Annotated in this window: 34 protein-coding genes and 1 pseudogene; 4 read left to right on the top strand and 31 right to left on the bottom strand. The window is 41.7% G+C overall.

The features are described from left to right. Nucleotides 1–30 precede the first annotated feature (30 nt). The 28 genes from ACU8V8_RS05975 to ACU8V8_RS05840 form a co-directional block, all read right to left on the bottom strand. Nucleotides 31–522, bottom strand: a complete 492-nt coding sequence (locus ACU8V8_RS05975; RefSeq protein WP_446889130.1) for a DUF1833 family protein — start codon at nucleotides 520–522, stop codon at nucleotides 31–33. 345 nt (nucleotides 523–867) lie between these two features. Next, nucleotides 868–3,234 (bottom strand): M14 family zinc carboxypeptidase, encoded by a 2,367-nt coding sequence (locus ACU8V8_RS05970; protein WP_446889129.1) that lies wholly within the window; start codon nucleotides 3,232–3,234, stop codon nucleotides 868–870. Between the two features lie 215 nt (nucleotides 3,235–3,449). Next, a complete protein-coding gene (locus ACU8V8_RS05965) occupies nucleotides 3,450–3,704 on the bottom strand; it encodes a hypothetical protein (protein WP_446889128.1) in 255 nt (84 codons plus the stop codon). Between the two features lie 2 nt (nucleotides 3,705–3,706). Then, nucleotides 3,707–5,830: a hypothetical protein gene (locus ACU8V8_RS05960; RefSeq protein ID WP_446889127.1), complete on the bottom strand. Its 2,124-nt coding sequence runs from the start codon at nucleotides 5,828–5,830 to the stop codon at nucleotides 3,707–3,709. Between the two features lie 3 nt (nucleotides 5,831–5,833). Then, the gene (locus ACU8V8_RS05955; RefSeq protein WP_446889126.1) at nucleotides 5,834–6,028 is read right to left on the bottom strand and encodes a hypothetical protein; all 195 of its coding nucleotides are present in this window, start codon (nucleotides 6,026–6,028) and stop codon (nucleotides 5,834–5,836) included. Nucleotides 6,029–6,072: 44 nt separating this feature from the next. Then, complete coding sequence (locus tag ACU8V8_RS05950) at nucleotides 6,073–6,408, bottom strand: hypothetical protein (protein ID WP_446889125.1); 336 nt, start codon at nucleotides 6,406–6,408, stop codon at nucleotides 6,073–6,075. A 7-nt stretch (nucleotides 6,409–6,415) separates the two neighbouring features. Next, a complete protein-coding gene (locus ACU8V8_RS05945) occupies nucleotides 6,416–6,874 on the bottom strand; it encodes a hypothetical protein (RefSeq protein WP_446889124.1) in 459 nt (152 codons plus the stop codon). A 1-nt stretch (nucleotide 6,875) separates the two neighbouring features. Then, entirely contained in the window at nucleotides 6,876–7,274 is a 399-nt protein-coding gene (locus tag ACU8V8_RS05940; protein WP_446889123.1) for a hypothetical protein, read from the bottom strand. A gap of 84 nt (nucleotides 7,275–7,358) precedes the next feature. Beyond that, nucleotides 7,359–7,778 (bottom strand): hypothetical protein, encoded by a 420-nt coding sequence (locus ACU8V8_RS05935; RefSeq protein ID WP_446889122.1) that lies wholly within the window; start codon nucleotides 7,776–7,778, stop codon nucleotides 7,359–7,361. Next, nucleotides 7,771–8,706 carry a head-tail connector protein gene (locus tag ACU8V8_RS05930; RefSeq protein ID WP_446889121.1) on the bottom strand — a complete coding sequence of 312 codons (936 nt, stop codon included), beginning with the start codon at nucleotides 8,704–8,706 and terminating at the stop codon, nucleotides 7,771–7,773. The genes ACU8V8_RS05935 and ACU8V8_RS05930 overlap by 8 nt, the downstream gene beginning before the upstream one ends. Before the next feature lie 5 nt (nucleotides 8,707–8,711). Further along, on the bottom strand, nucleotides 8,712–8,966 hold the full coding sequence (locus ACU8V8_RS05925) for a hypothetical protein (protein WP_446889120.1): 255 nt from the start codon (nucleotides 8,964–8,966) through the stop codon (nucleotides 8,712–8,714). Between the two features lie 53 nt (nucleotides 8,967–9,019). Beyond that, the gene (locus ACU8V8_RS05920) at nucleotides 9,020–10,171 is read right to left on the bottom strand and encodes a phage major capsid protein (RefSeq protein ID WP_446889119.1); all 1,152 of its coding nucleotides are present in this window, start codon (nucleotides 10,169–10,171) and stop codon (nucleotides 9,020–9,022) included. Continuing rightward, nucleotides 10,134–10,265, bottom strand: a complete 132-nt coding sequence (locus ACU8V8_RS05915) for a hypothetical protein (protein ID WP_446889118.1) — start codon at nucleotides 10,263–10,265, stop codon at nucleotides 10,134–10,136. Before ACU8V8_RS05915 ends, ACU8V8_RS05920 begins: the two co-directional genes overlap by 38 nt. A gap of 70 nt (nucleotides 10,266–10,335) precedes the next feature. After that, complete coding sequence (locus ACU8V8_RS05910) at nucleotides 10,336–10,740, bottom strand: Clp protease ClpP (RefSeq protein WP_446889591.1); 405 nt, start codon at nucleotides 10,738–10,740, stop codon at nucleotides 10,336–10,338. 28 nt (nucleotides 10,741–10,768) lie between these two features. Beyond that, nucleotides 10,769–10,957: an ATP-dependent Clp protease proteolytic subunit gene (locus tag ACU8V8_RS05905; RefSeq protein ID WP_446889117.1), complete on the bottom strand. Its 189-nt coding sequence runs from the start codon at nucleotides 10,955–10,957 to the stop codon at nucleotides 10,769–10,771. Beyond that, nucleotides 10,954–11,079 carry a hypothetical protein gene (locus ACU8V8_RS05900; RefSeq protein ID WP_446889116.1) on the bottom strand — a complete coding sequence of 42 codons (126 nt, stop codon included), beginning with the start codon at nucleotides 11,077–11,079 and terminating at the stop codon, nucleotides 10,954–10,956. The genes ACU8V8_RS05905 and ACU8V8_RS05900 overlap by 4 nt, the downstream gene beginning before the upstream one ends. Next, nucleotides 11,076–12,323: a phage portal protein gene (locus ACU8V8_RS05895; protein WP_446889115.1), complete on the bottom strand. Its 1,248-nt coding sequence runs from the start codon at nucleotides 12,321–12,323 to the stop codon at nucleotides 11,076–11,078. The genes ACU8V8_RS05900 and ACU8V8_RS05895 overlap by 4 nt, the downstream gene beginning before the upstream one ends. Beyond that, nucleotides 12,323–14,038 carry a terminase large subunit gene (locus ACU8V8_RS05890; RefSeq protein ID WP_446889114.1) on the bottom strand — a complete coding sequence of 572 codons (1,716 nt, stop codon included), beginning with the start codon at nucleotides 14,036–14,038 and terminating at the stop codon, nucleotides 12,323–12,325. The genes ACU8V8_RS05895 and ACU8V8_RS05890 overlap by 1 nt, the downstream gene beginning before the upstream one ends. Nucleotides 14,039–14,048: 10 nt before the next feature. After that, a complete protein-coding gene (locus tag ACU8V8_RS05885) occupies nucleotides 14,049–14,510 on the bottom strand; it encodes a P27 family phage terminase small subunit (protein WP_446889113.1) in 462 nt (153 codons plus the stop codon). Nucleotides 14,511–14,570: 60 nt separating this feature from the next. Beyond that, the gene (locus tag ACU8V8_RS05880; RefSeq protein WP_446889112.1) at nucleotides 14,571–14,981 is read right to left on the bottom strand and encodes an HNH endonuclease; all 411 of its coding nucleotides are present in this window, start codon (nucleotides 14,979–14,981) and stop codon (nucleotides 14,571–14,573) included. Then, the gene (locus ACU8V8_RS05875; protein ID WP_446889111.1) at nucleotides 14,971–15,267 is read right to left on the bottom strand and encodes an HP1 family phage holin; all 297 of its coding nucleotides are present in this window, start codon (nucleotides 15,265–15,267) and stop codon (nucleotides 14,971–14,973) included. The genes ACU8V8_RS05880 and ACU8V8_RS05875 overlap by 11 nt, the downstream gene beginning before the upstream one ends. Beyond that, on the bottom strand, nucleotides 15,251–15,532 hold the full coding sequence (gene lysC, locus ACU8V8_RS05870; protein WP_446889110.1) for an Rz1-like lysis system protein LysC: 282 nt from the start codon (nucleotides 15,530–15,532) through the stop codon (nucleotides 15,251–15,253). The genes ACU8V8_RS05875 and lysC overlap by 17 nt, the downstream gene beginning before the upstream one ends. Then, nucleotides 15,426–15,854 (bottom strand): hypothetical protein, encoded by a 429-nt coding sequence (locus ACU8V8_RS05865; RefSeq protein ID WP_446889673.1) that lies wholly within the window; start codon nucleotides 15,852–15,854, stop codon nucleotides 15,426–15,428. The genes lysC and ACU8V8_RS05865 overlap by 107 nt, the downstream gene beginning before the upstream one ends. Next, nucleotides 15,847–16,320 carry a lysozyme gene (locus tag ACU8V8_RS05860; protein ID WP_446889109.1) on the bottom strand — a complete coding sequence of 158 codons (474 nt, stop codon included), beginning with the start codon at nucleotides 16,318–16,320 and terminating at the stop codon, nucleotides 15,847–15,849. Before ACU8V8_RS05860 ends, ACU8V8_RS05865 begins: the two co-directional genes overlap by 8 nt. A gap of 180 nt (nucleotides 16,321–16,500) precedes the next feature. Beyond that, entirely contained in the window at nucleotides 16,501–16,848 is a 348-nt protein-coding gene (locus ACU8V8_RS05855) for an antiterminator Q family protein (RefSeq protein ID WP_446889108.1), read from the bottom strand. Further along, the gene (locus ACU8V8_RS05850; RefSeq protein WP_446889107.1) at nucleotides 16,845–17,165 is read right to left on the bottom strand and encodes a hypothetical protein; all 321 of its coding nucleotides are present in this window, start codon (nucleotides 17,163–17,165) and stop codon (nucleotides 16,845–16,847) included. The genes ACU8V8_RS05855 and ACU8V8_RS05850 overlap by 4 nt, the downstream gene beginning before the upstream one ends. Continuing rightward, a complete protein-coding gene (locus tag ACU8V8_RS05845) occupies nucleotides 17,155–18,522 on the bottom strand; it encodes a VapE domain-containing protein (protein WP_446889106.1) in 1,368 nt (455 codons plus the stop codon). Before ACU8V8_RS05845 ends, ACU8V8_RS05850 begins: the two co-directional genes overlap by 11 nt. Continuing rightward, nucleotides 18,522–19,565, bottom strand: a complete 1,044-nt coding sequence (locus ACU8V8_RS05840; RefSeq protein WP_446889105.1) for a PriCT-2 domain-containing protein — start codon at nucleotides 19,563–19,565, stop codon at nucleotides 18,522–18,524. The genes ACU8V8_RS05845 and ACU8V8_RS05840 overlap by 1 nt, the downstream gene beginning before the upstream one ends. 89 nt (nucleotides 19,566–19,654) lie before the next feature. On the opposite strand from ACU8V8_RS05840, the gene ACU8V8_RS05835 reads away from it, so the two are divergent. Continuing rightward, nucleotides 19,655–19,864, top strand: a complete 210-nt coding sequence (locus tag ACU8V8_RS05835) for a hypothetical protein (RefSeq protein ID WP_446889104.1) — start codon at nucleotides 19,655–19,657, stop codon at nucleotides 19,862–19,864. On the opposite strand, the gene ACU8V8_RS05830 is transcribed toward ACU8V8_RS05835, so the two are convergent. The 3 genes from ACU8V8_RS05830 to ACU8V8_RS05820 all read right to left on the bottom strand — a co-directional run bounded on the left by ACU8V8_RS05830 (nucleotide 19,836) and on the right by ACU8V8_RS05820 (nucleotide 20,811). After that, entirely contained in the window at nucleotides 19,836–20,039 is a 204-nt protein-coding gene (locus tag ACU8V8_RS05830; protein ID WP_446889103.1) for a hypothetical protein, read from the bottom strand. The genes ACU8V8_RS05835 and ACU8V8_RS05830 overlap by 29 nt on opposite strands. A 102-nt stretch (nucleotides 20,040–20,141) precedes the next feature. Next, nucleotides 20,142–20,477 carry a hypothetical protein gene (locus tag ACU8V8_RS05825; RefSeq protein WP_446889102.1) on the bottom strand — a complete coding sequence of 112 codons (336 nt, stop codon included), beginning with the start codon at nucleotides 20,475–20,477 and terminating at the stop codon, nucleotides 20,142–20,144. A gap of 187 nt (nucleotides 20,478–20,664) precedes the next feature. Next, nucleotides 20,665–20,811: a YdaS family helix-turn-helix protein gene (locus ACU8V8_RS05820; RefSeq protein ID WP_446889101.1), complete on the bottom strand. Its 147-nt coding sequence runs from the start codon at nucleotides 20,809–20,811 to the stop codon at nucleotides 20,665–20,667. 197 nt (nucleotides 20,812–21,008) lie between these two features. Between ACU8V8_RS05820 and ACU8V8_RS05815 the strand changes: the two are divergent. From ACU8V8_RS05815 to ACU8V8_RS05805, 3 genes and pseudogenes are all read left to right on the top strand, one after another. Beyond that, a pseudogene (locus tag ACU8V8_RS05815) lies at nucleotides 21,009–21,110 on the top strand (helix-turn-helix domain-containing protein); the annotation flags it as partial. Nucleotides 21,111–21,170: 60 nt separating this feature from the next. Beyond that, nucleotides 21,171–21,566 (top strand): LexA family protein, encoded by a 396-nt coding sequence (locus ACU8V8_RS05810; protein WP_446889100.1) that lies wholly within the window; start codon nucleotides 21,171–21,173, stop codon nucleotides 21,564–21,566. Continuing rightward, nucleotides 21,541–23,040, top strand: a complete 1,500-nt coding sequence (locus ACU8V8_RS05805; RefSeq protein WP_446889099.1) for an ATP-binding protein — start codon at nucleotides 21,541–21,543, stop codon at nucleotides 23,038–23,040. Before ACU8V8_RS05810 ends, ACU8V8_RS05805 begins: the two co-directional genes overlap by 26 nt. The last annotated feature ends 82 nt before the right edge of the window (nucleotides 23,041–23,122 follow it).

Here is a 23,122-nt window from a genome sequence, read left to right as displayed (position 1 = left end):
CAGTAAAGTAATCATTAATATGATGCATAATTAACTGAAGTATTTCAGCCCTGGGGCGATGGTTGGGGTATAGCGGTTTTTAGGCCAGGCTTTATTTACCAAGTCGTTAAATGACGCTATTACATTTAAACTTAACGCGGTGGCCTGTACATCAACCGCTTTCATTTCAATCGCTGGCTCTGCAGGTTCTGTTAAATCACTGACCGTATAAACACGGTAGATTACTTTAATTGGCACACCTGCATCGATGGCCTCATTTACTTTGGTTAGCGCTTCGCCAGTGACATTATCAATTTGAAATTGTAAGTCTTGGCGCCCTTTTACCCCGCGGGTAGGGAGCGAAACCCCCATCCCGCTGGCTAAAAATGGTACCATTTCATCCCCTTCAATGCCTGCCGTTACATCATCAAAGCCGTCACAAATTCTTAAAGTCCATAAAGAATCAGCTTGAAGTTCTAATGTGTGGATTGGCAGATCATCAACAGGGGCGCTGGCGTAAACGCGTTGGAGTACTTGACTCATAAGTGCTTTATATCGTTTTGATGTAACGACCGTACAACTTGTACGCCCGCAAACTTTCATAGATAGTGTTCATAAATACATTAGTCGATGCGATTATTTCATCATTTGTTAGATAACCCCCCCCAACTGTATCTCTGCTGCACTCAAAAGTACCACCTATTATCCCTGTCGCATCGAATTGATTAGCCATCATACCTGTATAGTCAAAAACACTTTCTGTCTCAGTGTATCTGTAGAAAGCATGAAAATCTTTATTGTTAAACCCTGTTAACTCATTAACAACGAGTTGATACGTTTGTAACGCCGCTGTCTGTGTAGCACATCTATAGCGGGGGTTGTTACCGATTACCCAATTGAACCGTACATCCCCCCCTGAAACGCATGGCAATCTATACCTACGTGAGGGGCAAAGCTGCCCATAACGTCAAGTAGTATTTGTGTTTCAACTTCCGAAGCGGGTGTTGTTCCACTGTAATAAGATCCCTCCTCTCTTAACTCCCAGTTAGCAGGAAAGTTTCTGTTAATGTCAACTCCTCTGGAATTTACCCTTGTTTTGTTTATCATACTCCACGGATTACCACATGGAATAACGTAAAATTCCACTCCCGTCCTAAGAGCTGATAATCTATCGTTTGCAGTCCAGTTTCTACATATTTCTCTCATTAATACATGTGTGTACACGTAATTAAGAGTTTCAGCATGTACTGCTGTTAGCATTACTCTCGGAGTTGTGCTTGTGTCAATAGCGTTAGGTAGAGATGGTTGAAATTTATAACCATAAATCGGGAGGGCCCCACTCTGATCATAGCCTAATAACTGCCTACTAACATAGTCGGGGAAGTCTGTGACCAGCTGATCATACCATTCGTAAACCGTATCTGGCATTAACGTGTTTGATGTAAATGCGCCGTAAATCGGTAGAGGGTCACTCTGAGTATGACTGTCAGAAACATGGACAGTGCTAACAGCTGCTGTATCATTAAATACAATATTATCTGACAAATCCCGTAAATCGGCTTTTTCTACACCGTTTATTTTATATCTGAAATCAGTGTAAACAGTTGCTAGTGCCTCATTGTAAAAATACAGTATTTCAAATAATCTAGTGTCAATATCATGGATTGACTTTACATGTAATGTGTCATCTCTTGAATCAAGCAGGACAGCATAAGTTCGTGTTCCAATTCTGTTAGTTTGTAGATCTACATTCTGTGCAGGAATTAAAACAGATTCACCGCTTCTAACTACTCTAAACTGAGAGTGTTCGATGACATTGTTAATAAAATCAAAATTAGCTAGAAATAGGTCTGTATTAACACTTAGTGTAAATGCTGTTAATGAGCTGGAGTTATTCACATCACTACCGTTCACAGTGTAATCATATTCTGTATAAGCGCGATGGAGTGCTTCATTGTAGAAATATAAAATCTCATATCTACCTGACCCATAGCTGAGAGTTGTCGAGTTAGCAACTGAAAGTGTTAGATCATCCTTATCTAAAACAATAGCATGTGTTTGAGCTTTTGACCTGTTAGGGTCTAACTGTATAGTTTGTGGTTGAACTAATGTTGTTTTGCTCCCTATAACCACACGCATAGCTTCGTGGTCAATTTCATCATTATTAAAATTAAAATTTGCGATGTGTTTTTGCGTATATAAAGACAGTGTATACGGTATTGTACCCCCAGATGACGTACCTAAGGAGTGACCATCCCTGCCGTTAATTAAATAGTTATACTCAGTGTAAACAATGTTTTTAGACTCATTGTAAGTATATAATACAATAAATTTTCTATAATCCTCATTGTCCATTTCTGACAGCTGTTTATAATCCAGCGTATTGTCAGTGAGATTTAACACAACAGCATGATCGAAACCTGTGTTTCTGTCAGTATTTAAACTAATTATTTGAGGATCTAGAATCTTAACAGTACCATTAATTACAACACGAATGGTGCGATGCTCAATTTGATTATTAGTAAAGTTAAAATTTGCTAATGGTTCATTTGCTGTTGTCAAATGAATGTTAACTCCTGTAGATATATTATCTCTGAATCCGTTAATAGTGTAATCACCATTAATACCTACATGACCTGTAGCACCATCAAAAATCAACAATACATATTCATATCTAGACAAATTCAAGTCTCTATAATCTGATAAAATACTCACAGAGTTATCAGATATGTCTAATATCAATGCTTGCGGCCATGCGCTGGATTCTATAGTTAAAACTTCAGGGGTTTCAAATAAATTAATTGCCTCATTATAAACCTGTACTCTACATTGGTTAATAGTCAACTCGTTATTAATAAAATCCAGTTCAAATATTGGGACGCTTTTTTCGTTGGGAACTGTGTGCGTTGCAATTAATACTTTAGAGTGGTATAAATCACGCTTATCTAAATAAGTTTGTTGCACAACTGCTGTCCCAGCATCGTTTTCCCATAATGTAACTCTAGGATCAGTTAAAAATCCCATCGTCCAAAACAATTCACCGTCAGACGTATTTGACAAACCTTCTGATATGCTACTGTAAAAATCAATCCCTCCGTTTATTAATAGTTGAACTATATCAAAAATTTTTTTTTGAATACTTGGTTTTTCTTCGCCATCAATCATTACAGAGGTATTCTCATCGCCTTGCAAGACTTGGTTCAGTTGATCTACCGCTGTTTTTAGATCCTCAGTTAACTCTAAAAATTCACTCATTGTTATTTTCCAAATAGTTGTTCATTGAATTGGTAATTGAATCTACGTACTCGTCATAAGTAGAAGGTTTGAGTAACTGCTCAACCATCCCCTCTTCACTCACCACTTGTCGTTTTTTAATCTCGATGTTTGCGCTGTAGTTCCAAAATCCGCCGTTGAAACTAGCGGATTCTAATGGGCTTTGTTTAAACCGTACTTCGTGTTCGATTAATCCCTCAGGGGTGCGGAACTGGCATTAAAAACCAGTTAACAGCATCGTTAACGCCGTGGGTTACAAATCCCTCAAGTATTTGCGCTTGATATTTATTGAGTTTCCAAGTGGCGCCCATGGTCGTGGGTACCGACTGAAAACGCTTTCGCTGGCGAGCGCGGCCGCTTGCCATATCTGTGCGTAATAAGTTTGATTGTTGTGCTAAGGTGTGGCTTGAAACGAGTGGGAGCTTTAAGTCTTTTGGATATTTTACTAACACGTTTATACCCCCTGCCTTTGTAGGTTATAGGTGCTTTCAATTGCAGTAGATGCATCACCACCTTGGCGGATATTGCTCACAAATATGTTTATAACGTCTTCGCCATTTAAATTATTACGGCTTTGTGAGCCTGCGCGGCTGGCATCTTCAATCACATTTACAGTGACACTAGAGCCCAGGCTTTGCCCTTTAGTGTGATCAACAACGGTTTCTTGAGGGTGCAGCATGGCCAGTTGACCACCTTTACCATCTAAACCGCCTGAACGAGGGCCATCCCATGTGTAACCACCGCCATCGAAAGAGGCTAGGCCGCTTACTTTGCCTGCATATAAACCACCGGCTGCAATTACAACACCCGCAGCGGCGGCACCAAGTACAGGCCCAACATACGGAATACCAGCAAGTGCGTTATAGGCTTTCATCGCTGTATCGTAGGTGTTGGTCCAAATGCTTTGCATTGAATTACGCTTTTCTTCATCAAGCATGGTTTGGCCAATCGTCATTGCTGATTTTGCATAGCTGGCGTTTTTACCTTCCATACCATCAAAATAGCCACTCATGGTGTTAAATAAGCTGCTATAGCCTTCATCCATCATTTGCTGGCGTTCTTGTTCTACTAGAGCAAGGTTTTCTTGATGTTCACGTTCTTTTTCTTCACGAACCGCTAGCTGCTCTTGCTTAATGAGGCTTATATTTTGCTCATGCTGGGCTAATGCTTGCTCTTTTGCTGTGTTGTATTCAGCCTCTAACTCAGCGGTGATAAGATTTTTATCACGCAGTAGCTGAAACTCACGCTCCATTTCTTGCTGCTTACGTTCAAAGCGGCGGTTCTCAAGCTCTACTTCTTTGCCGTCTTGTTGTAGTTGAGCATCAAATATTTGTTGGTATTGATTGCGTGCAGATTCAATCAGCTTTTGTGCTTTTTCATCAGCTACTTTAGGATCTGAATTTACCAATAAATCACTGAGGTCTTTCTTTTTTGGGTTGTTTACTTGTTCTTGTGCTGCGGCTTCAAACTTGTCTTGAACATCAGCAATCCATGTTTTTATTTTCTCTGATGGCATGGGTGCCATAGATAAATCACTGAGCTCTTTAGCTAGGCTATCTGTTGTTTGTGAAACTGACTCAGCAAACAAGTTGATTTCATCTAACGTTTCAGTGTCAAAACCTAAGGCATCCCCTAATTTACCGCCGACTTTTGACGCTACAGTGCCTATTTGCACTATGCCATTTACAAGCTCAGCCATCGCCTGGCGAACAAGTAAAAAGGTCACTTGCAAGCCACGGCCCATATCAGATAAAAAGCCAATACCTGATGCAACTTTGGTTACCACTTGCTGAGCAATAGAACCAAAGCCGCCGGCTTCTTTGGCTGACTCTGTCCACATATCTGAAATGGCCCCAATAATAGGCGCTGTTTCAATAGCTAAGGTTTGGCCAAAACTATGTGTGGTTTTTTGTGCTTTGTCGAATGCATCGTTTGCCATTTCGACTTTAGCTGCATCAATACGATCGAACGTCATGCCTAGGGCGTCGGCTTCTTGCATCATGGCAGTTATGCCATCTGCGCCCGCGTCCATCACGTTGATCATCTTAGCGCCCGATTTACCCATTAAGGTTTGGGCTATGTAAACCTTTTGGCTTTGGTCTTCAACGCCTTTTAGCTTGTCGGCAATAACTTTAAATTGCTCTTCAGGTGCTAGGCCTTGCAACTCTTGAACAGATAAACCTAAACCATCAAGCGCGTATTTAGCTTCACCAGTGCCTGTTTGCCCCACTTGGCCTAAGTTTTTTTGCATTATTTGCAGTGATTTATTTAGGTCTTCGTTGGAAGCACCGTATAAATTAGCAGCATGCTGTAAACCGCCTAACGCCTCTGTGGTAATTCCTAGTCGGTCGGCTGTTTTTGCCTGTTGATCAATAAACTCCGCATTTTTGGCATAAATTGAGGCATACGCGGCTACACCTGCCGCGCCAAACCCCGCCATAACTTTAGCGCTACTGCCTACCAACTTGCGGGTTTTATCAGCCCACGATGAGGTTTTTTTATTGGCTTTATTGAGCTCAGCAGTCAGCTTCCCACTTTTACCGATTAAATCGATAGTGAGTGTTGCAATTGATGCCATGTGTTAATTTCTCTTTTGTTTACGCCAAGGACAGGTATTTAAAAACGCTTCGGCTTCGCGGCGTTTTTGCTCGTATTCTATTTTTCGTTGTTCGCTTCTGTCGAAAGTCAGGCCCATTTTTAGCCCTTGGTGGACTAAGCGCAGTTCCAGTTCGTCAGCTGATAAGCGTGTATGAAGGTCATAGAGTGAGCAACCCAAGCTATCTGCTAGGTTGCAGAGCGCTTGTAACTCAGGTTGCTGTTTTAGTTTTTTTCAATCGCCTCAAGGTTTTCTTGAGCAAGGTTAGTGAAAAACAAACCTGTGGTGTGGATCATACCGAGCTGCTGCATATCCAACAGGTTTGGCAGTTTAGCTGCTTCTTTATCGTCAAACTTGCCATGCAGCATGTAATAAGTATTACGCTGTGCCATTTTCTCTAACTTTTTAGGATCGGCCTCTTTATCACTAAATAGCTCCCGCGCTTTTACTTCTTCAATCGCCGGCAGTCGGTGCAATACAATTTTACCCACACCTTCAATATCAAACTCACGTGAGGAAGTGGGTAACTTCCCCGCCATTATTTGCGCTGCTGTAATCATTTAGCCCCTAAGCTGCTGGTAGTGTTGAAAAGTCAACTTCTTGCAGCTTGCCAATGCAGGCAAACATTTGCTTACCAGAATCTTTACCTGATTCACCACTAAAGTAATCGTGTGGTAAAAACTCAACATCTTGTACTTCACCACTGGCGCGGGTTACTTTAATGCTGATCGGTGTGCCGGCCTTTACCATGTCACAAAAGGCTTTTTGGTCTGCATTGGCTGGTTTATGGCGAAAGCTAAGCTCCCAATCTTGGTCTTCAGGTAAGCATTTCTCACTGTAAGAGCGTCTATCGGCTGCAATGTCGGTGTCGTCTTCGTATACTTTGCCTGAGTTAATTTGTGGGATGATATCTAGCCCTGGCAATATAGCGTCGACTTCACCTACACCTGTGGTGCAAAATTGCAGTGTAGACTTGTGTGAATCAACCGTATCTGCGGCTGGTGTTGTTACTGGAGTGACTGGCATTTTAAACCTCGTTATTTATGGTGTGGTACTTAAAAATGTATTCGTATGACTCGCGGTATAAATGCGAGCCGGTTTCAAAGTCAGGTATGCGGCCTTGCTTTAGCGCTAGTTGCACGTTTACGTCATCATCAACAAAGCCTTGTTTGTTAAAAATGTTATCAAGCTCTTTGGCTATGGCTTTGGCCGTAGCAGGTAGTTTGCTGTAACAGTCAAACTGAATGAGTGCTTCGCTTTGGTTGTCTTCCATATGTATTTCGATAGGTGTGTCATCTGTGATCACACTAAGCAATACATAGTTATCATCTGAGTTATGGTTAACAGTAAAGTGCAGGTTGCTGCCAATTAAGGCGCTAAGCGCTGATGACGCGAGTGCTTTTGTACGTATGCTGTTTTCTATCATGCTGATTTGTTCTTTTTAGCAATGCGACGTTCAGCAAGCTTTATGCGCTTGGCTAAATTTCTGTTTATGACAACAACAGCTTGATTAGTACGCTTTTTTGAATGCTTGGCGAATAAATGGGTCTGCCTGCTGGTTGTTAGTGCCGTATTCAACTTGCACAATGTAAGGCACTTTAAACACACCAACACGTACTAGCGATACAACCCCTTTACCAAAGCGGCGGGTTTCACGCCCTTGGCGGTTAGTACTTGCCTTTACTTGGATGCGCGATCTTAAAAAGCCAGGGCGAATTTCTACTTTTTGGCCGCGCTTGGTTTTAACCTTACGAACTATGTCTGATTCGGGCGCGTTGCGTTGCATACCTTGCTGGTATTTAATGGCGCCTTGCTTTATGGCGCTGGTCATCATGCCGGTGGCCTTTTTTGCCCCCACTTCTTTGGCTATATCAAGCAGTGCTTTTTCCATTTCTTTAAGGCCAGAAATATCAATACCTGTATCAAGCATGTGTGATCTCCTTAACCGCGATAATAGTTAATACGTTTGCAAAGTCCTGATTAACGGGCGTGCCAATGATTTCAAACACGCGTTGCTTATAAACAATCTGCTGTGTTGGGGTTATTTTATTGCTGTAACGGCACGAGATTGTGTGAGTTATTTCGCCCATTAATTGGCCGCTTTGCTCAAACTCTTTTGCTGCACCTGTTTGTATGTTTACCCATTTATAAAACTCATGTTGATGGCTGTTAGTGTTATAGCCATCATTTGATTTTGTGCCTTTACCAAAGCTGGCTTTGCAGTTGTATTTAGCAGCTGGGAGCGATTTCATAGCAGTTCTCACGGCTAGTTCGTCTGCAATAGCTTTGAATGCATTAGGCATGTCGTAAAGTTTGACGGGCGCAGTGTCTTCACGGTTACGAAACCAATCACCAATAAGTACTAATATGGCTTGTTTTGCTAGGTCGTATTTGTCCTGGTCTAGCATGGTGGCGGCATCAATTGCATTGTCATCAACCGCAGCATGACCAAATACGCATTCAATTTGCACTGCATCTGCTACTTTAAAACCAACCGCTGGCCATTGCCCACCTAGTTTAGGAGTAATTATGGCCGTTAATCCATGTTCAATTACACGGTATTCACTTGGGTCAATAGTAACGAGCTGCCCCAAGTTATTAATATATTTAATTGATGTGATGCTCCGAAGCGGCGCGTAAGGCAAGTGTATTTCTTTGCAGAACTTGGGCAGTGCAAACTGCCATGTTTGCTCTACTAATAACCGGCCACTACGTTGTTCAAAACGTTTGCGCGCTCTAGGTACCAAACTTTGCAAATAATCATGGTGATCATCATCAGCATGGGTATGTGCTGCCAGTTCTTCTACAGTGAATGGCTCAATACTTGGCGCCTGTATTAACTTTCGGAGCATTTTCATTGTTGTTACTCTTTGCCGTCAGTGTTTTCGGTGTTTTCACTTTCTGCGGCTTCATCAGTCGCATTAAGGTCAACAACTTTTACTTCTAGCTCTTTGCTGCAGTAGTCAACCGCTGCTTTGTCACTTGATAACTCACCTACTTTAATAAGTGGCTCAAGTAACTCAGCATCGCCTTTTACAAGTGCGTTTGGTTCAAAAGATTGATCTGCAATTACACATGCAACCAGTACACGTGCAGTAATTAGCTTTTTAGCTGCCATGGTCAAATTCCTTAAATAAAAAAGCCCCTTTACAGGGGCAATTGGAGCATCAATTAAGCGGCTGCATTTTGGTAGTACTTAACAGCACCACCTACATCAATGCAGCGGCCACCTGTGCGCATAAATGCTAAGAAACCAACTTGGCCCTTGCGGCTATATGCACTATCTGTGAAGCGGAAGAACAACATTTGCGATACATCACGCACAATGTATTTAGAAAAATCACCAAACAAAACCGACTTAGCGTTAGCCGCCATGGTTGGAATGTGTTGGTTTGTTGCATACGGTTTGCCTAAAATGGTGTTAGGCTCTGAGGCTTCCATACCCGGTAGCCAAAGCGGGCGGCCTTGCAGGTCTTTAAGTTTTTTAACGACTTTGATTGTAGCGTCGTTCATCATGTAACCGCATTGCATGCTGCGGCGATACGCAGGGTCTACGCTGTGTTGTAAATCAACCAAGTCATCATACATAACGGTTGCAATTTGGCCTGAACCCCCTACTTTGCCCGCTGTGGTATCAGCTAAAATACCGTGTGGTTTGCCAGTACCATCACCATTAATAAAGCTATCTTCTGAGGTGCGGCCAATGCGCATACCAATTTGGCCATTAATGTAACCTTCAAGGTCAAACTGAGTGTCTTGCAGTAATTGGAACGGTACTGCAATCACTTTAGAGCTGATCATGTGCGTATCAATGTTACGAACACCAAATGAAGTATCTTCATCATCTGCTGTGCCATTTTCCGCTAACCACTCACCTTGCTCAGCGGTTGCGTTAGCCGTAGGCCAAGGAATTGTAGAGCCGGTTTCTGTAGGTACTACGGTTGCAAGCTCACGCATGCCGCCATATGCTTTAAGCGCTTGTGAAATACCCGGTGCAATTTCGTCAGCTGTTAAATAACCGCCTTCTGAACCGGTGCCTGTGCTCATGGTATTTTTAGGGCTGTCGATACGGGCTTGTACTGCGCTGCGTTGTTCTTCATTGAGCGCCGACATACCACCGCGTAACCACGATGCATACGCGGCTTTTTCTTGATGAAGTTGGTGCTCTGCTTCATCAGTAGAAATACCGTTATTATCGGCGCGGTCTTGAATGGTTTGCTTTGACTTAGCTTGTAGGTCGAGCACTTTTTGTTGGCGGTCTAAATCACCATCTAGTGCATCAATTTTAGTTACTAGGTCGTCGTATTTCTTTTTGCTTGTCATCACCCCATGCTTCATCTTTAGGGTGATCCGATACCAATTTGTTTAGGGTTACAGCTAAATCTTTTCGCTGCTCACGCTTTTGTTGGATAGACATATTTCAATTTCCTCAATTTTAAGTACAAAAAAAAGCACCCGTAGGTGCTTTAGTAGTGGTGCCAGCGGAGCTAGCCAGTTTTTAACAGCATGTTGGCAAATCGTTCTAGCCGATCACGCTGCACAAATTTATCTTGTGGTTGTTGGGGTTTAGGTGCATTTTGATATGACGTTAAATCCCACGCTTTATTTGCTGTTGAATCGCTTGTGCCTTCTTGCATAATGCTGTCTACAAAGCCATGCTCTAAGGCTTCTTGTGCAGTAAACCATGTTTCGTTTTTCATCCAGGTGCGTACTTGTTCTTCGCCTGCTTCAGTGCGTTTTTCGTAGTCGTTTACAATGGTGTTGTCGACTTTATCAAGCATATCGGCGGTGTCGCGTATCTCTTGTGCATTACCAAGGGCAAGTGTCCAGGCGTAGTGAATCATATAAAAGCCCGAATCAGCTATTTCAATAGTGTCACCTGCTAATGCAATACGCGTTGCTGCACTGGCTGCTATACCATCAATATGAACATGGATTTTTTGCAGAGTGCGCTTTTAAGCTTGAGTAAATAGCGGTTGCTTCAAATACGTCACCACCTGGGCTGTTAATATAAACATCGATGTCGGTTGCATCAGTAATGCTTAGCAGGTCGCGTTTTATCATTTCTGCTGATACGCCCCACCATGGATCAATTACATCGTAAATCAAAATGCTGGGCGGCTTTCGCCTGCGTTAGCCAAAGGTGATTGCTGTTTTACTTGATAACCAACTTGGTCACGGTTTTGGCAGTTATTTTTAACTAACTGCATTAGTTTGCGGCTGTTATTCATGATTCGTTTTCCATTGGTTGATTATTTGCAATTGGGTCGTATGGTAAAGCGTATTTACCACCAAATTCAGGGAGGTTTTCGAGCTTACGAACTTCGTCTATGCTCATCCAGCCGGGGCCTTGTGAGCCACCAATTGCTTGGCGGTAGGCTTCGTTTCTGTCTTTAAGCGTTAAGCGCATTAAATTAGCGGCTATAAACTCGGCAAACATCGGTTTGTTTAAAAACAGTTTGCGGTTTAGCTCTTGTTCAAAGCGGTTAAGGTGTGGCCCTAACGTAAAGCGTAAGAACGATAAGCCAATTTCACCTATACCTGAGCCCCATGATGTTGATTTTTGCTCTTGGTTTACCATAAAACTAGGTAAACCAAATGCGCGGGCTATATCGGTAATTTGAAATTCACGTGATTCAAGCAGCTGTGAGTCTTTAGCTGATAAGCTCAATGCTTTAACATCAGTGCTTTCATCAAGAACAAGTGGGAATTTTGAGTTTTCTACACCGCCATAGGCCTTAACCCATGCCGTACGGAACTTTTCTTTTTGCTGTTCATCCCATTTGCCTTTTTTAACAACGGCTACACGTTGCGTTGAGCCCGATTTAAAGAATTCGCCGCTGTGTTGCTCCATGGCCAGTTCAAGGCCAATGCTGTTAAACGCGCCCCACTGAATAACCGACATAGATTTAAGGCCGTTAAAGCCAAAGCCAGGAAAGTGCAATATGTCGTCTTGATCAAATCCGCGGGCAGTACCATCAAGTGTAAAAAAGTAATTTAGCCGGCCGTTGTTATTAACAACGTTCATACCTACCGGGCTAATTGGTAAAATCTCTTCTATGTCACCATTGCGATCACGTAATAACACGGCATAACCATCGCCATGCAGCAAAACACTTGAAACCATGAACTCCCAAAACGTTGCAGCACTCCACACAGCTGTGGGTTGTAGGTTAAAAAGATTAGCTAAAGTGTGGTTTGCAAGGCGTTTTTTATCGCCATTATCACCTTGCTCAAATATATGTACGGGCATCTGCGCAATAGCACCGGCGATTAGGCGTACACAAGCAAATACAATAGACACTTTCATTGATGTTTTAGGCGTTACAGCTGGGCCTGCCAATGATGGCATGACGCCAAACAGGTCAGATAAACTATTTATATCCTGCACTGTAATATCTTTTTGATCAGCAGAGTTATTAACTGCTGGCGCGGTTTTACTGCTGAAACGACTTAAAAACGGGATATTAAACATTAGAATTCCAAAAACTCTTGGTTAGAACCATCATCTTCTTCAGGCTGCCATGAGCCAATGAAGGCCAGCAACTTAGCGACGGCGGTATCAATTTTGTTGTCTTTATGTTCTTTTACTGGGCGGATATATTTACCGTCCATGGTTTCTTTGGCTATTACGTTGCCTAAGCACCAAGTAAGAACTGGATCACCGTTATGGTGTATGCGGCCTTGCCTGAGTAAGTTTTCAAACTCACGCATTGCCGGTGAAAAATTGGTGTAATTTTGTGACACTTTAATTGGCTCTATGCCTGTGCTGTTTTGCACGCGCTGTGCAATAGGTGCTGCACCTGCTGGGTCGTAAAATAAGCCTGTTACTTGGTAGTTTTCGTTATCGGTTTCGATAGCGCGTTCTACTTCGTCGTAATCTATGCTGGTACCTTCGCATTCAATTAAGTGGCCTTGGTCTACCCAGTCACGATAAATGTCTATTTCGTTTGCTTTAGCCTCTGTTACGTAGGTTTTAGCAAAGAAGTAGTAATGTAATTTGCCGTTTATCTCGCGGGTAAAGCAGGTAACATCGGCTGTTAAGTCGTCTGACTCTGAAAGGTCGACGCCCTTTGTGCATTCCTCACCAGTAAATTGCTCCATTGTAAGGGTGCTATCAGCAGCTGATAACCAATCTTCAAGGTTAAGCCAAGATTCGCGAGCACCTACCCATAAATTAAGGTGCTTTGTTTTAAATGCGTTTTGCTTACGCGCTGATTGCCTTGCTTTTGAAAGCTGGTTTAAAAGAAACTCAACCTCTACTGATATACCAAAGTTAGGATTAGCCTTGCGCAGTGCTTCTTCGCTTTGCCAGTCGTCATCTTTATCTATGGTGTAAATCATTGCGAAAACAGTTTCGTCGGTGCGGGTTCCTTCAAGAATCTCTTGGCACTCTTTTTGGAATTGCCCACATGGCCCAAACCAATTAGAACCGGCTGTTGATATGATCCATTCAAGTGGCTGCTCTCGGGCACCCATGCCGGTGATCATCGTATCGCGTTGGTCGTCATCATCATGTTCGTGATACTCATCACATAAATAACAACTTGGTGAACCACCATCACCAGGATTACCAATTAAGCGTTCAAACTTGCCGCCATCCGTTGTTTTTTCTATTTGTTGAGCAAACAATTCAATATTAAAACGGCGTCTAAATATAGGTTGTTTTAACGCCATCTTTTTAGCAGGATTAAACACTTCGTTTGCTTGTTTTTGTGTAGTCGCACCGCAGTAAACTTCAGCGCCTGGTTCATCATCATTCGCTAGCATGTATAAACCAATTGGGGCAACCCAAGTAGATTTGCCGTTTTTACGTGGTACTAACGTGAATGCTGTACGAAAACGCCGGCGATGAGTTTCTATATGTTTCCAGCCATATACTTGGGCTGTTATCCACTTTTGCCAACCGCTTAATTTAAGTAAGCCTTCATGCCCTTTTGCTCTGGCCCATTTGCCTTTTACATGGCTGAAAGTTTCTAAAAACCAAATGACTTTAAGTGCTGCTTCAGGATCAAAATAATATGGGAAGTCCTTACTTCCTGCTCTTGCTAGGTCATGACTTTCACGTTCTACAGCTAACATCTCATATTTGTTAGATGGCCGCTTGCCGCTTAATACATCAGATGCATACTTTTCAATATCAGCTAAGTGATCACGTTGAAACGTTGGGTAATTACTACGATTTTGCATTTAGGTGAACTCAGTACAGATCATCAAATAAACCAGGTTGCAGATTGTTAAACCGTTGGTCTGTCGCAGGACTGCCACCAATCTGATTTATCAAGCTGTTGAGCTTACGCCAGTCGTCATTGTACTGGCTGGCCTCTGGCCTTGTTTTATGCTGAGTACCGTTACGGCCTTCAGTTGTATACTTCCAATCATTCGCTTCTAGGTATGCAAGAGCCGCTTCCATGCGAGCAATTACAATGCAGTACTCTTTAAAAAAACGAACATAGTGAGGCTTGAAGCGATTAATCTTTACATACTCAGGTATATCGCTATTCCATACCTGCTGCTCTGGTTTTGACATACCACGCGGACGCGATTGGGTCGCGATCTTTTTCGCGTCCTTATCACTAATTTCCTTGTTTTCAGCAGAATTAGGGAACTGAACAACCTTATTAGCTGTGTCCTCTGCTACTGCTGGGTATCTACCTGCCATAATTACCAAATAATCTCTTCAAGTGGGTTTTTCAATTTCATTTAGCCCCCGCATAAAAATCTAATTGAGGGGGCGGTGTACGTGAGGTAGCGCTAAACTTTGCCTACCCCCCGGGTTAAGACTTTGACGTGACTCAAGTGCTGTTTTTTCTTTATCACATGCTTGGCATATGGTCTGAAGGTTATCTATCTTATCGTCACCACCTTGGCTGATAGGCACAATGTGATCACATATACCATGGTAAGCACCGTGCAACTCAACAGAGGTTAGAACACCTTTAGCTTTGCATATCTGACACAAGAAGTTATCACGATGAAATATAAACTCTCTTGTTCGCTGCCACACACGGCCACCTCTACCTGATTTTTTGTTCCCGTTACGCTTACGGCCAAACGGTACGCGTTTAGGGCATGGTTCACCTCTGTGAACAGCTTTGCACTTAGTGCACCAAGTACCTGGCTTAGTTGCCATTTAACTTATCTTGGCAAAGCAGTTGTGCTTGGTCGCTTTGTTGTAGTGCATCCATACGCGCACGATGAAACTCTTTATCATCCTCATGCTTACGTGCTTCACGTTCATTACGTTTATGCTGAAACCAAGCGTTAACCAAGAAGGTTCCCGCAGCAAACACTATACCCAGTAATATGGCCCATTCGTTCAAGCTTAAAATCCCTCCAGCTGCTGCGCCTAAGCTTGCACTGTAAGTCGTTGCACTTACCGCTTTTTGCATAGCTATATCACTAGTCTCTATTCGCATTGTTCCAACTTCTTGCTTTTAATAATTGTTCATTGCACGTATCAATAACAGACTCTAAATAAACCGTATATTGACTATGTGATGCATTATCACCAACAACATAAGGGCTAACACTGCATGGCTTGATAAACTCATTAGGCATCAACACAAACTCATATTTAGTTTGTACTATTGTCTTTACTGCAGGCTTCAACTCCTGCGTACTTGAACATGCTGATAACAGTGCTAGGCACGCAATCGTTAGCCCAGGTCTTAGTTGTTTCATTAGTTGAAAGCCTTAACGCATCAAGCTGCGAGGTAGAGTGTTGGAGTTGAGTTTTAATAGAAGTAAGCTGCTGTTGGTGATCAGCTCTTAACTTAGCCAGTAAGTCACGCTCTTTAAGCAGCTGCTTGTTCTGCTGATCAGCAACTGCCAAACTATTAGTCAAATACTCTGCATGGTTTTTATAACTTTTTACTGACGCCTTAAGCTGCTTGTTATCGTCAAGCGCTTGCGTTAAATCAGACTCAAGGCCTGCATACCTAATTACAGCAATGCCTAGCATCGTTGCTAAGCCTGCAAAAACAACCTTATTTAAACTAAGCATCAGTTAGCTCACTCAAACATAGTTGGCGCTCCAGCTCACGGCGCTTAACTAAGCCAGCAAGCATACGGCCATCAGCATAAACCCAGCGTGGTAATTCATTACACGCCTTAACACGCTCACCGTTATTTAAGTATTTAAGCAGCGTACTACTACGGAAGTTCCCAGCGCCCACGTTATAGTGAAACGACAAATAAGCAGCATGCTCACTTGTTGAAAGCGGTTGCTTAACCGCTCTCAATAACTGCTCATTATGATCACCTAAGTCCATAGCAAACAGATTTAAACATTCAGTCTCAGTGTAAGTCTTATCAAGCTCAGCTGTTTGAGTATGGCCAAAGCAGGCCGTAACCACACCAACAGGATCCACATAACCTGTTCTTACCTCACCCTCAAATTCAGCAACCATCACACCAGCCAAAGCAAGAACGCCCGTAACACCAGCGGCTAATAGTTTGTTAACTTTCATTTAAGGCCTCAAACGTAAAAAAACCCGCTAAGGCAAAACCAAAGCGGGTTACAACAACAGGATGTAAGGATAAATCAGCAGACACAAAAAAGCCCAAGGTGTTAACCTCGGGCTTTATGATGCAGCTTTGCTAAGCTTACCTGAATTAGTATAGTTATTGCGCGCGCAATTGCAAACTATTTATGCAGCAGTTTTAATTAAAACCCCTTTAGCCATTAAATGGCCCTCAAGCCAAGCCGAACCACTCAACAACAACTGCCTAGCTTTCGTTTCACCAATATCTAAATTCTTAGCTATTTGCCTAGTACTCAACTGAGAACGGTAACTCATCATAATCACCTTCTTAGTTTTTGGTGCGTACTGGCCTAACATAGCCACCGCTTGATCAATCAACAAACCCATATCATCATCAATAGACGTAATCACATCATTCGATGCAGAGCTCAACGTAAGCCCTAACCCAGCCTGAGACCACACACCCCATTCATTAAGCAAATCATCAATCGTCGTAACTAACTGCATCATCATTCCCCGCTAAAGCCTAATAACAAATTAAAACCGCCTTGGTCACCCTTACTTTTACCGTGACCACCTACCGTGACCGCTAGAACCCTTGTATTTACTCTATTGGTCATACTGGTCATGGTGGTCATAGTGTTTTTACATACACAAGAACAAACATATAAATAGAAAGTACAAAATACGCGTGTCCGCTCGCACCCGCGCGCGTATGTGTGCGCGAAAACACCGTGACCACCGTGACCACCATGACCACACCAACAACCACGCACCTTACAGCGGTCACCTTTACTGGTCATGGTCATACTAAAAAGCCTATTTTGCATCCCAAAACCCCAAAGGTGGCACATAAAACGCAGGGCGCTTACCATCAATCCGTTTCTTCTTTTTAGTAAACCCAAGCCTATGCATAATTTGGCCAACACGCTTTTGTTCAGGCGGTCGCATAGCATGAGGGTCCATACCAAGCACCTCAGTCATAATATCGGCCAACGAATAATCACCACGCATATTCTTAAGCAACCAATCATAAATAAGCCCTTCCCACACATCAGAATCAAACCTATCTTCCTGCTGCTCTTCAAACAAATGCTTATATTCATCAGTAGGCCACCACGGCATACCACCATTAAACAAATGAAGCGCCTCAGCCCAAAGCTGATCCCTATCACGGGCAATTGCATCCTGGCATATCTTTGTACACATCACAGGCCAGTAACGCCGGTTACCCGTAGAGTCTTTTAAATACCTATCTTGGTTAGTCGTCCCCACAAACACACATTGCCTAGGGAACTCCTGCACCATACGCCCATAACTTGGGCGATACCTATCAACCTTAGAGCCAAAAAACTGTTTAGCCTTCGTGTTTTCCGCCTTATTAAACGAATCAAGCTCAGCCAACTCAATACCCCACATCCCCTGCATTTGCTGAAACGTATCTTTTTCACCAAGGGCCATAGGCGTATCAGTAAACCAATCACCAAACAAATTATTACACATGGTCGACTTACCTAAACCCTGATTACCCTCAAGTATTAAAACCGAATCCACCTTAACTGGCGGGCACATCACCCGCGCCACAGCCGAAACCAAAAAGAACGTCCCAACCATAGCGGCATATTCAGTATCTTCAGCGCCCAAGTAATTATGCAACCACACAGCAACGCGCGGCGTACCATCCCACTTAACCGAATTCAAATAATCTTTAACAGGGTGAAAAGCATGTTCTTCAGAGTGAACCAAAATAGCACCCAGCACATCATTAGCCCTAGGCGTAAAACCATACGTTTCAGAAAGGTAAATACGTAAGCGCTCAGTGTCAGTATCGGTCCACTCACCCGCTTTACCCTTTAAAAAAGGCGGTTTCTTACGTTTAATAATACGGTAACTAAAGTCGCAATAGCCCAAAACACCATCAAAAGCGGGGTCATTTTCAAGCACCAACTTTGTATTACTAATACTCGCCTGAGGATTGCCCGAATTAGTTCTTTGGAAATTAGCCTGCCACTGCTCATCCCCCAGAGAACGCTGTCGCGCGTCAGCGTTTTTCGGCGGCGGGTTATTTTCTTGCTTACCATCATTAGCACTAGGCTTGTCAATCACACTCAGTAACTGTGCTTTAACCGCATCAAGCCCAGCATTAACATGTAAATCATTCCAATCATTTAAAGTACTCTTTGCCATTATGCCGCCTTATCAACAACAGCAGAAAAGTCAGGTATCGCAACCAAACCATTAACAGCAGCCGCAGCATCATTAGCCATACTTACACCCGGGTTCCCCTTCGTATTGGCATCATCATCAGCGCAAAATATAAAGGTTTTATCAGCAAGCTTTTGTTTAAGCTCAGTAGCCACCGCCATCAAATTACCCGCATCAAGCGCAACAGCACACGGCCACTTAGTCGCCATATGAATACTTGCCCCAGTGGCATACCCCTCACAAACAGCCAAAATATTGCAACTGCTCGCCTTACCAATAAAGTGGAACAACCCAGCCTTACGGCCATGCTTTAAAAACAGCTTAGTACCCTGCTCATTAATAACCTGAATATTCCAAAGTGCCTTATTAATATCAATTAACGGCATCACTAAATCACCACGCTTAAAATGCAAAAAGCTAAAATCGCGGGTTTCCTTATCAGGCAAATCAGCAAAAAATTGCTTAATCTCTTTACCACCTGCCACAGTCTCAGTCGTAAAATTAGGCCTAAAAATAACTATCACAGCACTTTTAAAGCTGCTTAAACCAAAACTGGCCACCTTCTTGGTAGCCAAATATTTATTAGAGTTAACAGGTTTAGTAAATTGGTCGACAAGTATTCTGGAAAAATCAGCAATCACCCCATGCCAACGCTGGCGCGCGGCTTCATCTTCTGCCTCTTGCGCTTCGCGCTCCTTAGCACGTTGTGCAAATTCAGCGTTAAGCCTGGCTTGTTCTTCTGGGGATATCGGTTCACGCTTAACAGTAAAACCATTATCAATAGCCATTTTAAAAACCGATTTAATCGTAGTGCCACCGCCCACTTTTATGCTGCGCCACGTACTTTTAATATCGCTCGGTTTATATTGCTCACTGCCAGCGCTCCAACTATCAAACGCATCAAAGCCCGCATCACCAAACTCATTTTTAATACCCATGCCCACCTTAACCCACTCATCACGCGAGCAATTAGGGTCAAGGTACTGCAACGCATCATGTAAATCCTGCAAAGTCGTTTGCTGCATTATTATTATTCCTGTGTTGTATTAAAGCGCCTCCTTAAATTAGTATGTTCAGTAACCAAACCAACAAACCAAAATAAGGAAGCTAAACCATGAAAGCCGATAACCCGTTTGATAAACACATAGCAGTAGCTCAATCAAAAATGCCTGAACACCTCAAAAATGTAGCTATTGACCTAGTAGATCAAATGGACCTAGCCAAAAAAATTACAGATACAGTTTTCGAAGACGCATCAACACCCGAGTTAACAATTCAAGTTTATGATCGACTAATCAAAGAACTTGTGCGCGAAACTGATTAAGTAGCTCATCACAACTAATTAACTCACTCGTATAAGGGAGTCTTAAAAACACTCCCTTATAACTTTCATCACACATTTCCTTACCTTGTTCAGCTAAATTTCGAATATGAGTAATAACCTCATCTTTATTTGTACGACCAACAGGCCCTTTTAATTCATTGCTGCAAGCTTGCATATCATCTGCTCCTATCACTGTTTTTATCGCTATTTAAAATCACCTTCTTGGTGGCGGTGGTGGTGGTGGCGTTTGTATTCTTTGCTCTTCCATTATCAATCCCTATTTAATTTTAGGTGGTCTAGAATTAACAAACTCAGATACTGAAGGTATTAGCTCTGGCAATAAGTCTTCATATCGTTTATCAAACACAGCTTTCGCAATACGTAATAAACCCTCACTTGGATAAAGACACACCACACTACTCATATCGTCTTTATTAAAATGAGTTACCATCACATACAAATCGCCTTTTTGGCGCAGCTCTTCAATATTAGTGCACACCAAATTAGCCACATGCACTTCTAGCTTTTCAAGCGCAGAACGCAAACGATCAAAAAGTGGCATCACTGCCGAACTATCAACAGTAAAACTAAGCGTCAAATCTTTAACCGCCATAAATCACCTGTATAAAAAAACATATATTGCGCAGGTTTGTTCCTTATTGAGCTATTGCACTAAAATTAACCGCACAACAACACAGGAATACCCCACATGAAAACTACCAACCTAAGCAGCTTGTTTGCTTTCCTCAGGCGGATAAATATCAGGCCGCAATTCATACCTAGGCACACCCGTGACTTTTTCAATAAGAATGACTTTGCCAGGCGCAACTTTGCCGGTTTCTTAGCCAGTTAGATACGTTTTGTTGAGAGGTTTGAATTGCATCCGCAAGTTTTACTTGGCCACCTAAGGTAGCAATTGCTTTTTGTAATGCTGGTTGAGTAGTCATTTTGATACCTACTTTGTAATTAACTCCTCACATCATACAACTTAAATTGTAATTTACAACAATTTAAGTTGTTTTCTATGTTACAAATTTTCTTGTAAAATGAGAAAAACCATAAAAATTAATAATTATGAATACATTAGCTAAGCGTTTAAGTTATGTTTTAGAGATGAAAGACATAACTCAGGGAAAAAGTCGCTAGCGCTATAGGTGCTAGCCAGCAGTCCATTCATGCCATATGTTCGGGTAAGACCTTAAAGCCGAGAAACCTTGTTGCTATAGCAAGGTTCCTAAATGTATCACCAGATTGGTTAGAATCTGGCAATGGTAGTATGGGTTTAAGTGAAAGCAACACTATAGAAATGAAAAAATTTAGCCCTAGCGTTCCGTTAATCAGCTGGGTGCAAGCTGGTCATTGGACTGATATACATTTAAATGATATTGACGAATTTTACCCATGCCCAGAAAAACACAGTCAATCAACATACTCACTTGAAGTAAAAGGCGAGTCAATGTCACCCGACTTTATTAATGGCGAAATAATTTTCGTTGATCCAGAGGTCGAAGCGCGTAATGGTTCGTGCGTTGTTATTAGGCAAAATGGCAATACTGAGGCTACATTTAAACAACTAATTATTGATGGCTCACAAAAATACTTAAAAGCACTCAACCCTAACTGGCCCAACCCAATAATAGAAATGCTGCCTGATGCCACCATTTGTGGTGTTGTTATTGGAAGTTATAGAAAAAGGAATTGAAAACATGGCTAAAACCATAACTAGAACAGCTACTATAAGTAATAAAGCAATAACAAAACGTTTTAACTCTCATAAACCTTTCGAAGTGGTCAGTGAGTATGTTTGGAATGGTATTGATGCAAAAGCCAACGACGTAAACATTAAACTTTATTTCTATGACGATGAGGTTCAAACAGTTGATAAAATAGATATTATTGATAATGGTGATGGAATTGACTTTCAAAACCCTGATACAAATTTTGATCAATGGGATTCATCTTCAAAAGACAGTTTTGATGAAAAAGGAAGTCAAGGAAGGGGCCGTTTTTCATTCCATAAAATTGCAACTCAAGCAACTTGGTTTACTTGCCATCATGATGAGCATGCAATAATTTCGGCATTCTCTCAAGAAATCCCTAATTACTCAATTACACCTATAACAGCCAGTGAACAAAACTCAACTGTTTTAAAAAATAAGAAAGGTACTTGCGTATCTTTAACAAACATAACTAAAAAACAAGCTGAAAAAATCCCTCGAGTTGAACAGCTTCTCAAAGAATTCTCGCTAGAATTTGGTTGGAAGCTAATTATCGATAATAAATTATCAATTAAAGTTAACTCTATTGATATCAAACCACCGAAGCATAGATTACACACTTTTGACAAAGAAATAGATGGCCATAATTTTTCTATAAGCTTAATTATTTGGGACGAGAAACCTAATAAAGAAAAGTCCTATAACTACTACTACAACTCCGAAATACGTTATGTCTATAATGATCTAACAGGACTAAATTACAAAAATGGTTTTTATTTAAGTGCTTATATCACTTCAAGTTGGTTTAATAATTTTAATACATCAACAAATCGTACCTTATCACTTTATGATGACAATGAGAGCTCACCGTGTTCTGAGACATTCACAAAACTGAAATCATTTATCAAGAATGAATCTCGACGTTTATATAATGAATTCATTATAGAACAAGCAGATGAACTTGTAGAAGACTTTGAAAATAAAGGATTTATTCCAACTTATAAACATGAAAAAGAAGAAGAACAAAGACTACGAATCGAGCACACAAAGAATCTGATCAAAAGCATACATATTGCCGAACCCAACACTTTCAACGGTCTGAAAAGCAATAAGCATAAAAAAATACTTGTCGCCTTACTGGACAAAATCACAGTATCCAACGAGAATGATAGTCTATTAGAAGTTCTCGAGGGAGTATTAGATTTGACCCAAGAAAAATTAGACACTCTTGCTAATCAAATTAAGAGAACAAAGCTTGATCATATAATTAGTACTATTGAAGTCTTAACTAAACGCTCTGATACAATTGAGAAACTAAAATATCTGTTTGAAATGTTTTCTAAAGATACAAAAGAAACCCCTGATTTACAGAAAATCATTGAGAATAATTTTTGGTTATTCGGCGCTCAATATGAAATTATAGGGGCTGAGGAAGATGATTTTCAAAAAAACTTCTGAGAAACTTTTAAGAACGATAACTAATAAAGATCAGATAGAAATTGAGGATTTGGTCAACAGCAATTTAAGCCTAGAGAATATC

It is taken from the genome of Pseudoalteromonas sp. SaAl2 (genome assembly GCF_052947895.1).
This window is presented reverse-complemented; position numbering and strand designations above follow the sequence as displayed.

Bases quoted from the DNA above. Each gene is read 5' to 3' on its own strand.
- ACU8V8_RS05975 (WP_446889130.1), bottom strand. From the start codon at position 522: ATGAGTCAAGTACTCCAACGCGTTTACGCCAGCGCCCCTGTTGATGAT.
- ACU8V8_RS05970 (WP_446889129.1), bottom strand. From the start codon at position 3,234: ATGAGTGAATTTTTAGAGTTAACTGAGGATCTAAAAACAGCGGTAGAT.
- ACU8V8_RS05960 (WP_446889127.1), bottom strand. From the start codon at position 5,830: ATGGCATCAATTGCAACACTCACTATCGATTTAATCGGTAAAAGTGGG.
- ACU8V8_RS05950 (WP_446889125.1), bottom strand. From the start codon at position 6,408: ATGATTACAGCAGCGCAAATAATGGCGGGGAAGTTACCCACTTCCTCA.
- ACU8V8_RS05945 (WP_446889124.1), bottom strand. From the start codon at position 6,874: ATGCCAGTCACTCCAGTAACAACACCAGCCGCAGATACGGTTGATTCA.
- ACU8V8_RS05940 (WP_446889123.1), bottom strand. From the start codon at position 7,274: ATGATAGAAAACAGCATACGTACAAAAGCACTCGCGTCATCAGCGCTT.
- ACU8V8_RS05935 (WP_446889122.1), bottom strand. From the start codon at position 7,778: ATGCTTGATACAGGTATTGATATTTCTGGCCTTAAAGAAATGGAAAAA.
- ACU8V8_RS05930 (WP_446889121.1), bottom strand. From the start codon at position 8,706: ATGAAAATGCTCCGAAAGTTAATACAGGCGCCAAGTATTGAGCCATTC.
- ACU8V8_RS05925 (WP_446889120.1), bottom strand. From the start codon at position 8,966: ATGGCAGCTAAAAAGCTAATTACTGCACGTGTACTGGTTGCATGTGTA.
- ACU8V8_RS05920 (WP_446889119.1), bottom strand. From the start codon at position 10,171: ATGACAAGCAAAAAGAAATACGACGACCTAGTAACTAAAATTGATGCA.
- ACU8V8_RS05915 (WP_446889118.1), bottom strand. From the start codon at position 10,265: ATGTCTATCCAACAAAAGCGTGAGCAGCGAAAAGATTTAGCTGTAACC.
- ACU8V8_RS05900 (WP_446889116.1), bottom strand. From the start codon at position 11,079: ATGAATAACAGCCGCAAACTAATGCAGTTAGTTAAAAATAACTGCCAA.
- ACU8V8_RS05895 (WP_446889115.1), bottom strand. From the start codon at position 12,323: ATGTTTAATATCCCGTTTTTAAGTCGTTTCAGCAGTAAAACCGCGCCA.
- ACU8V8_RS05890 (WP_446889114.1), bottom strand. From the start codon at position 14,038: ATGCAAAATCGTAGTAATTACCCAACGTTTCAACGTGATCACTTAGCT.
- ACU8V8_RS05885 (WP_446889113.1), bottom strand. From the start codon at position 14,510: ATGGCAGGTAGATACCCAGCAGTAGCAGAGGACACAGCTAATAAGGTT.
- ACU8V8_RS05880 (WP_446889112.1), bottom strand. From the start codon at position 14,981: ATGGCAACTAAGCCAGGTACTTGGTGCACTAAGTGCAAAGCTGTTCAC.
- ACU8V8_RS05875 (WP_446889111.1), bottom strand. From the start codon at position 15,267: ATGCGAATAGAGACTAGTGATATAGCTATGCAAAAAGCGGTAAGTGCA.
- lysC (WP_446889110.1), bottom strand. From the start codon at position 15,532: ATGAAACAACTAAGACCTGGGCTAACGATTGCGTGCCTAGCACTGTTA.
- ACU8V8_RS05865 (WP_446889673.1), bottom strand. From the start codon at position 15,854: ATGCTTAGTTTAAATAAGGTTGTTTTTGCAGGCTTAGCAACGATGCTA.
- ACU8V8_RS05860 (WP_446889109.1), bottom strand. From the start codon at position 16,320: ATGAAAGTTAACAAACTATTAGCCGCTGGTGTTACGGGCGTTCTTGCT.
- ACU8V8_RS05855 (WP_446889108.1), bottom strand. From the start codon at position 16,848: ATGATGATGCAGTTAGTTACGACGATTGATGATTTGCTTAATGAATGG.
- ACU8V8_RS05850 (WP_446889107.1), bottom strand. From the start codon at position 17,165: ATGCAAAATAGGCTTTTTAGTATGACCATGACCAGTAAAGGTGACCGC.
- ACU8V8_RS05845 (WP_446889106.1), bottom strand. From the start codon at position 18,522: ATGGCAAAGAGTACTTTAAATGATTGGAATGATTTACATGTTAATGCT.
- ACU8V8_RS05840 (WP_446889105.1), bottom strand. From the start codon at position 19,565: ATGCAGCAAACGACTTTGCAGGATTTACATGATGCGTTGCAGTACCTT.
- ACU8V8_RS05835 (WP_446889104.1), top strand. From the start codon at position 19,655: ATGAAAGCCGATAACCCGTTTGATAAACACATAGCAGTAGCTCAATCA.
- ACU8V8_RS05830 (WP_446889103.1), bottom strand. From the start codon at position 20,039: ATGCAAGCTTGCAGCAATGAATTAAAAGGGCCTGTTGGTCGTACAAAT.
- ACU8V8_RS05825 (WP_446889102.1), bottom strand. From the start codon at position 20,477: ATGGCGGTTAAAGATTTGACGCTTAGTTTTACTGTTGATAGTTCGGCA.
- ACU8V8_RS05820 (WP_446889101.1), bottom strand. From the start codon at position 20,811: ATGACTACTCAACCAGCATTACAAAAAGCAATTGCTACCTTAGGTGGC.
- ACU8V8_RS05810 (WP_446889100.1), top strand. From the start codon at position 21,171: ATGAAAAAATTTAGCCCTAGCGTTCCGTTAATCAGCTGGGTGCAAGCT.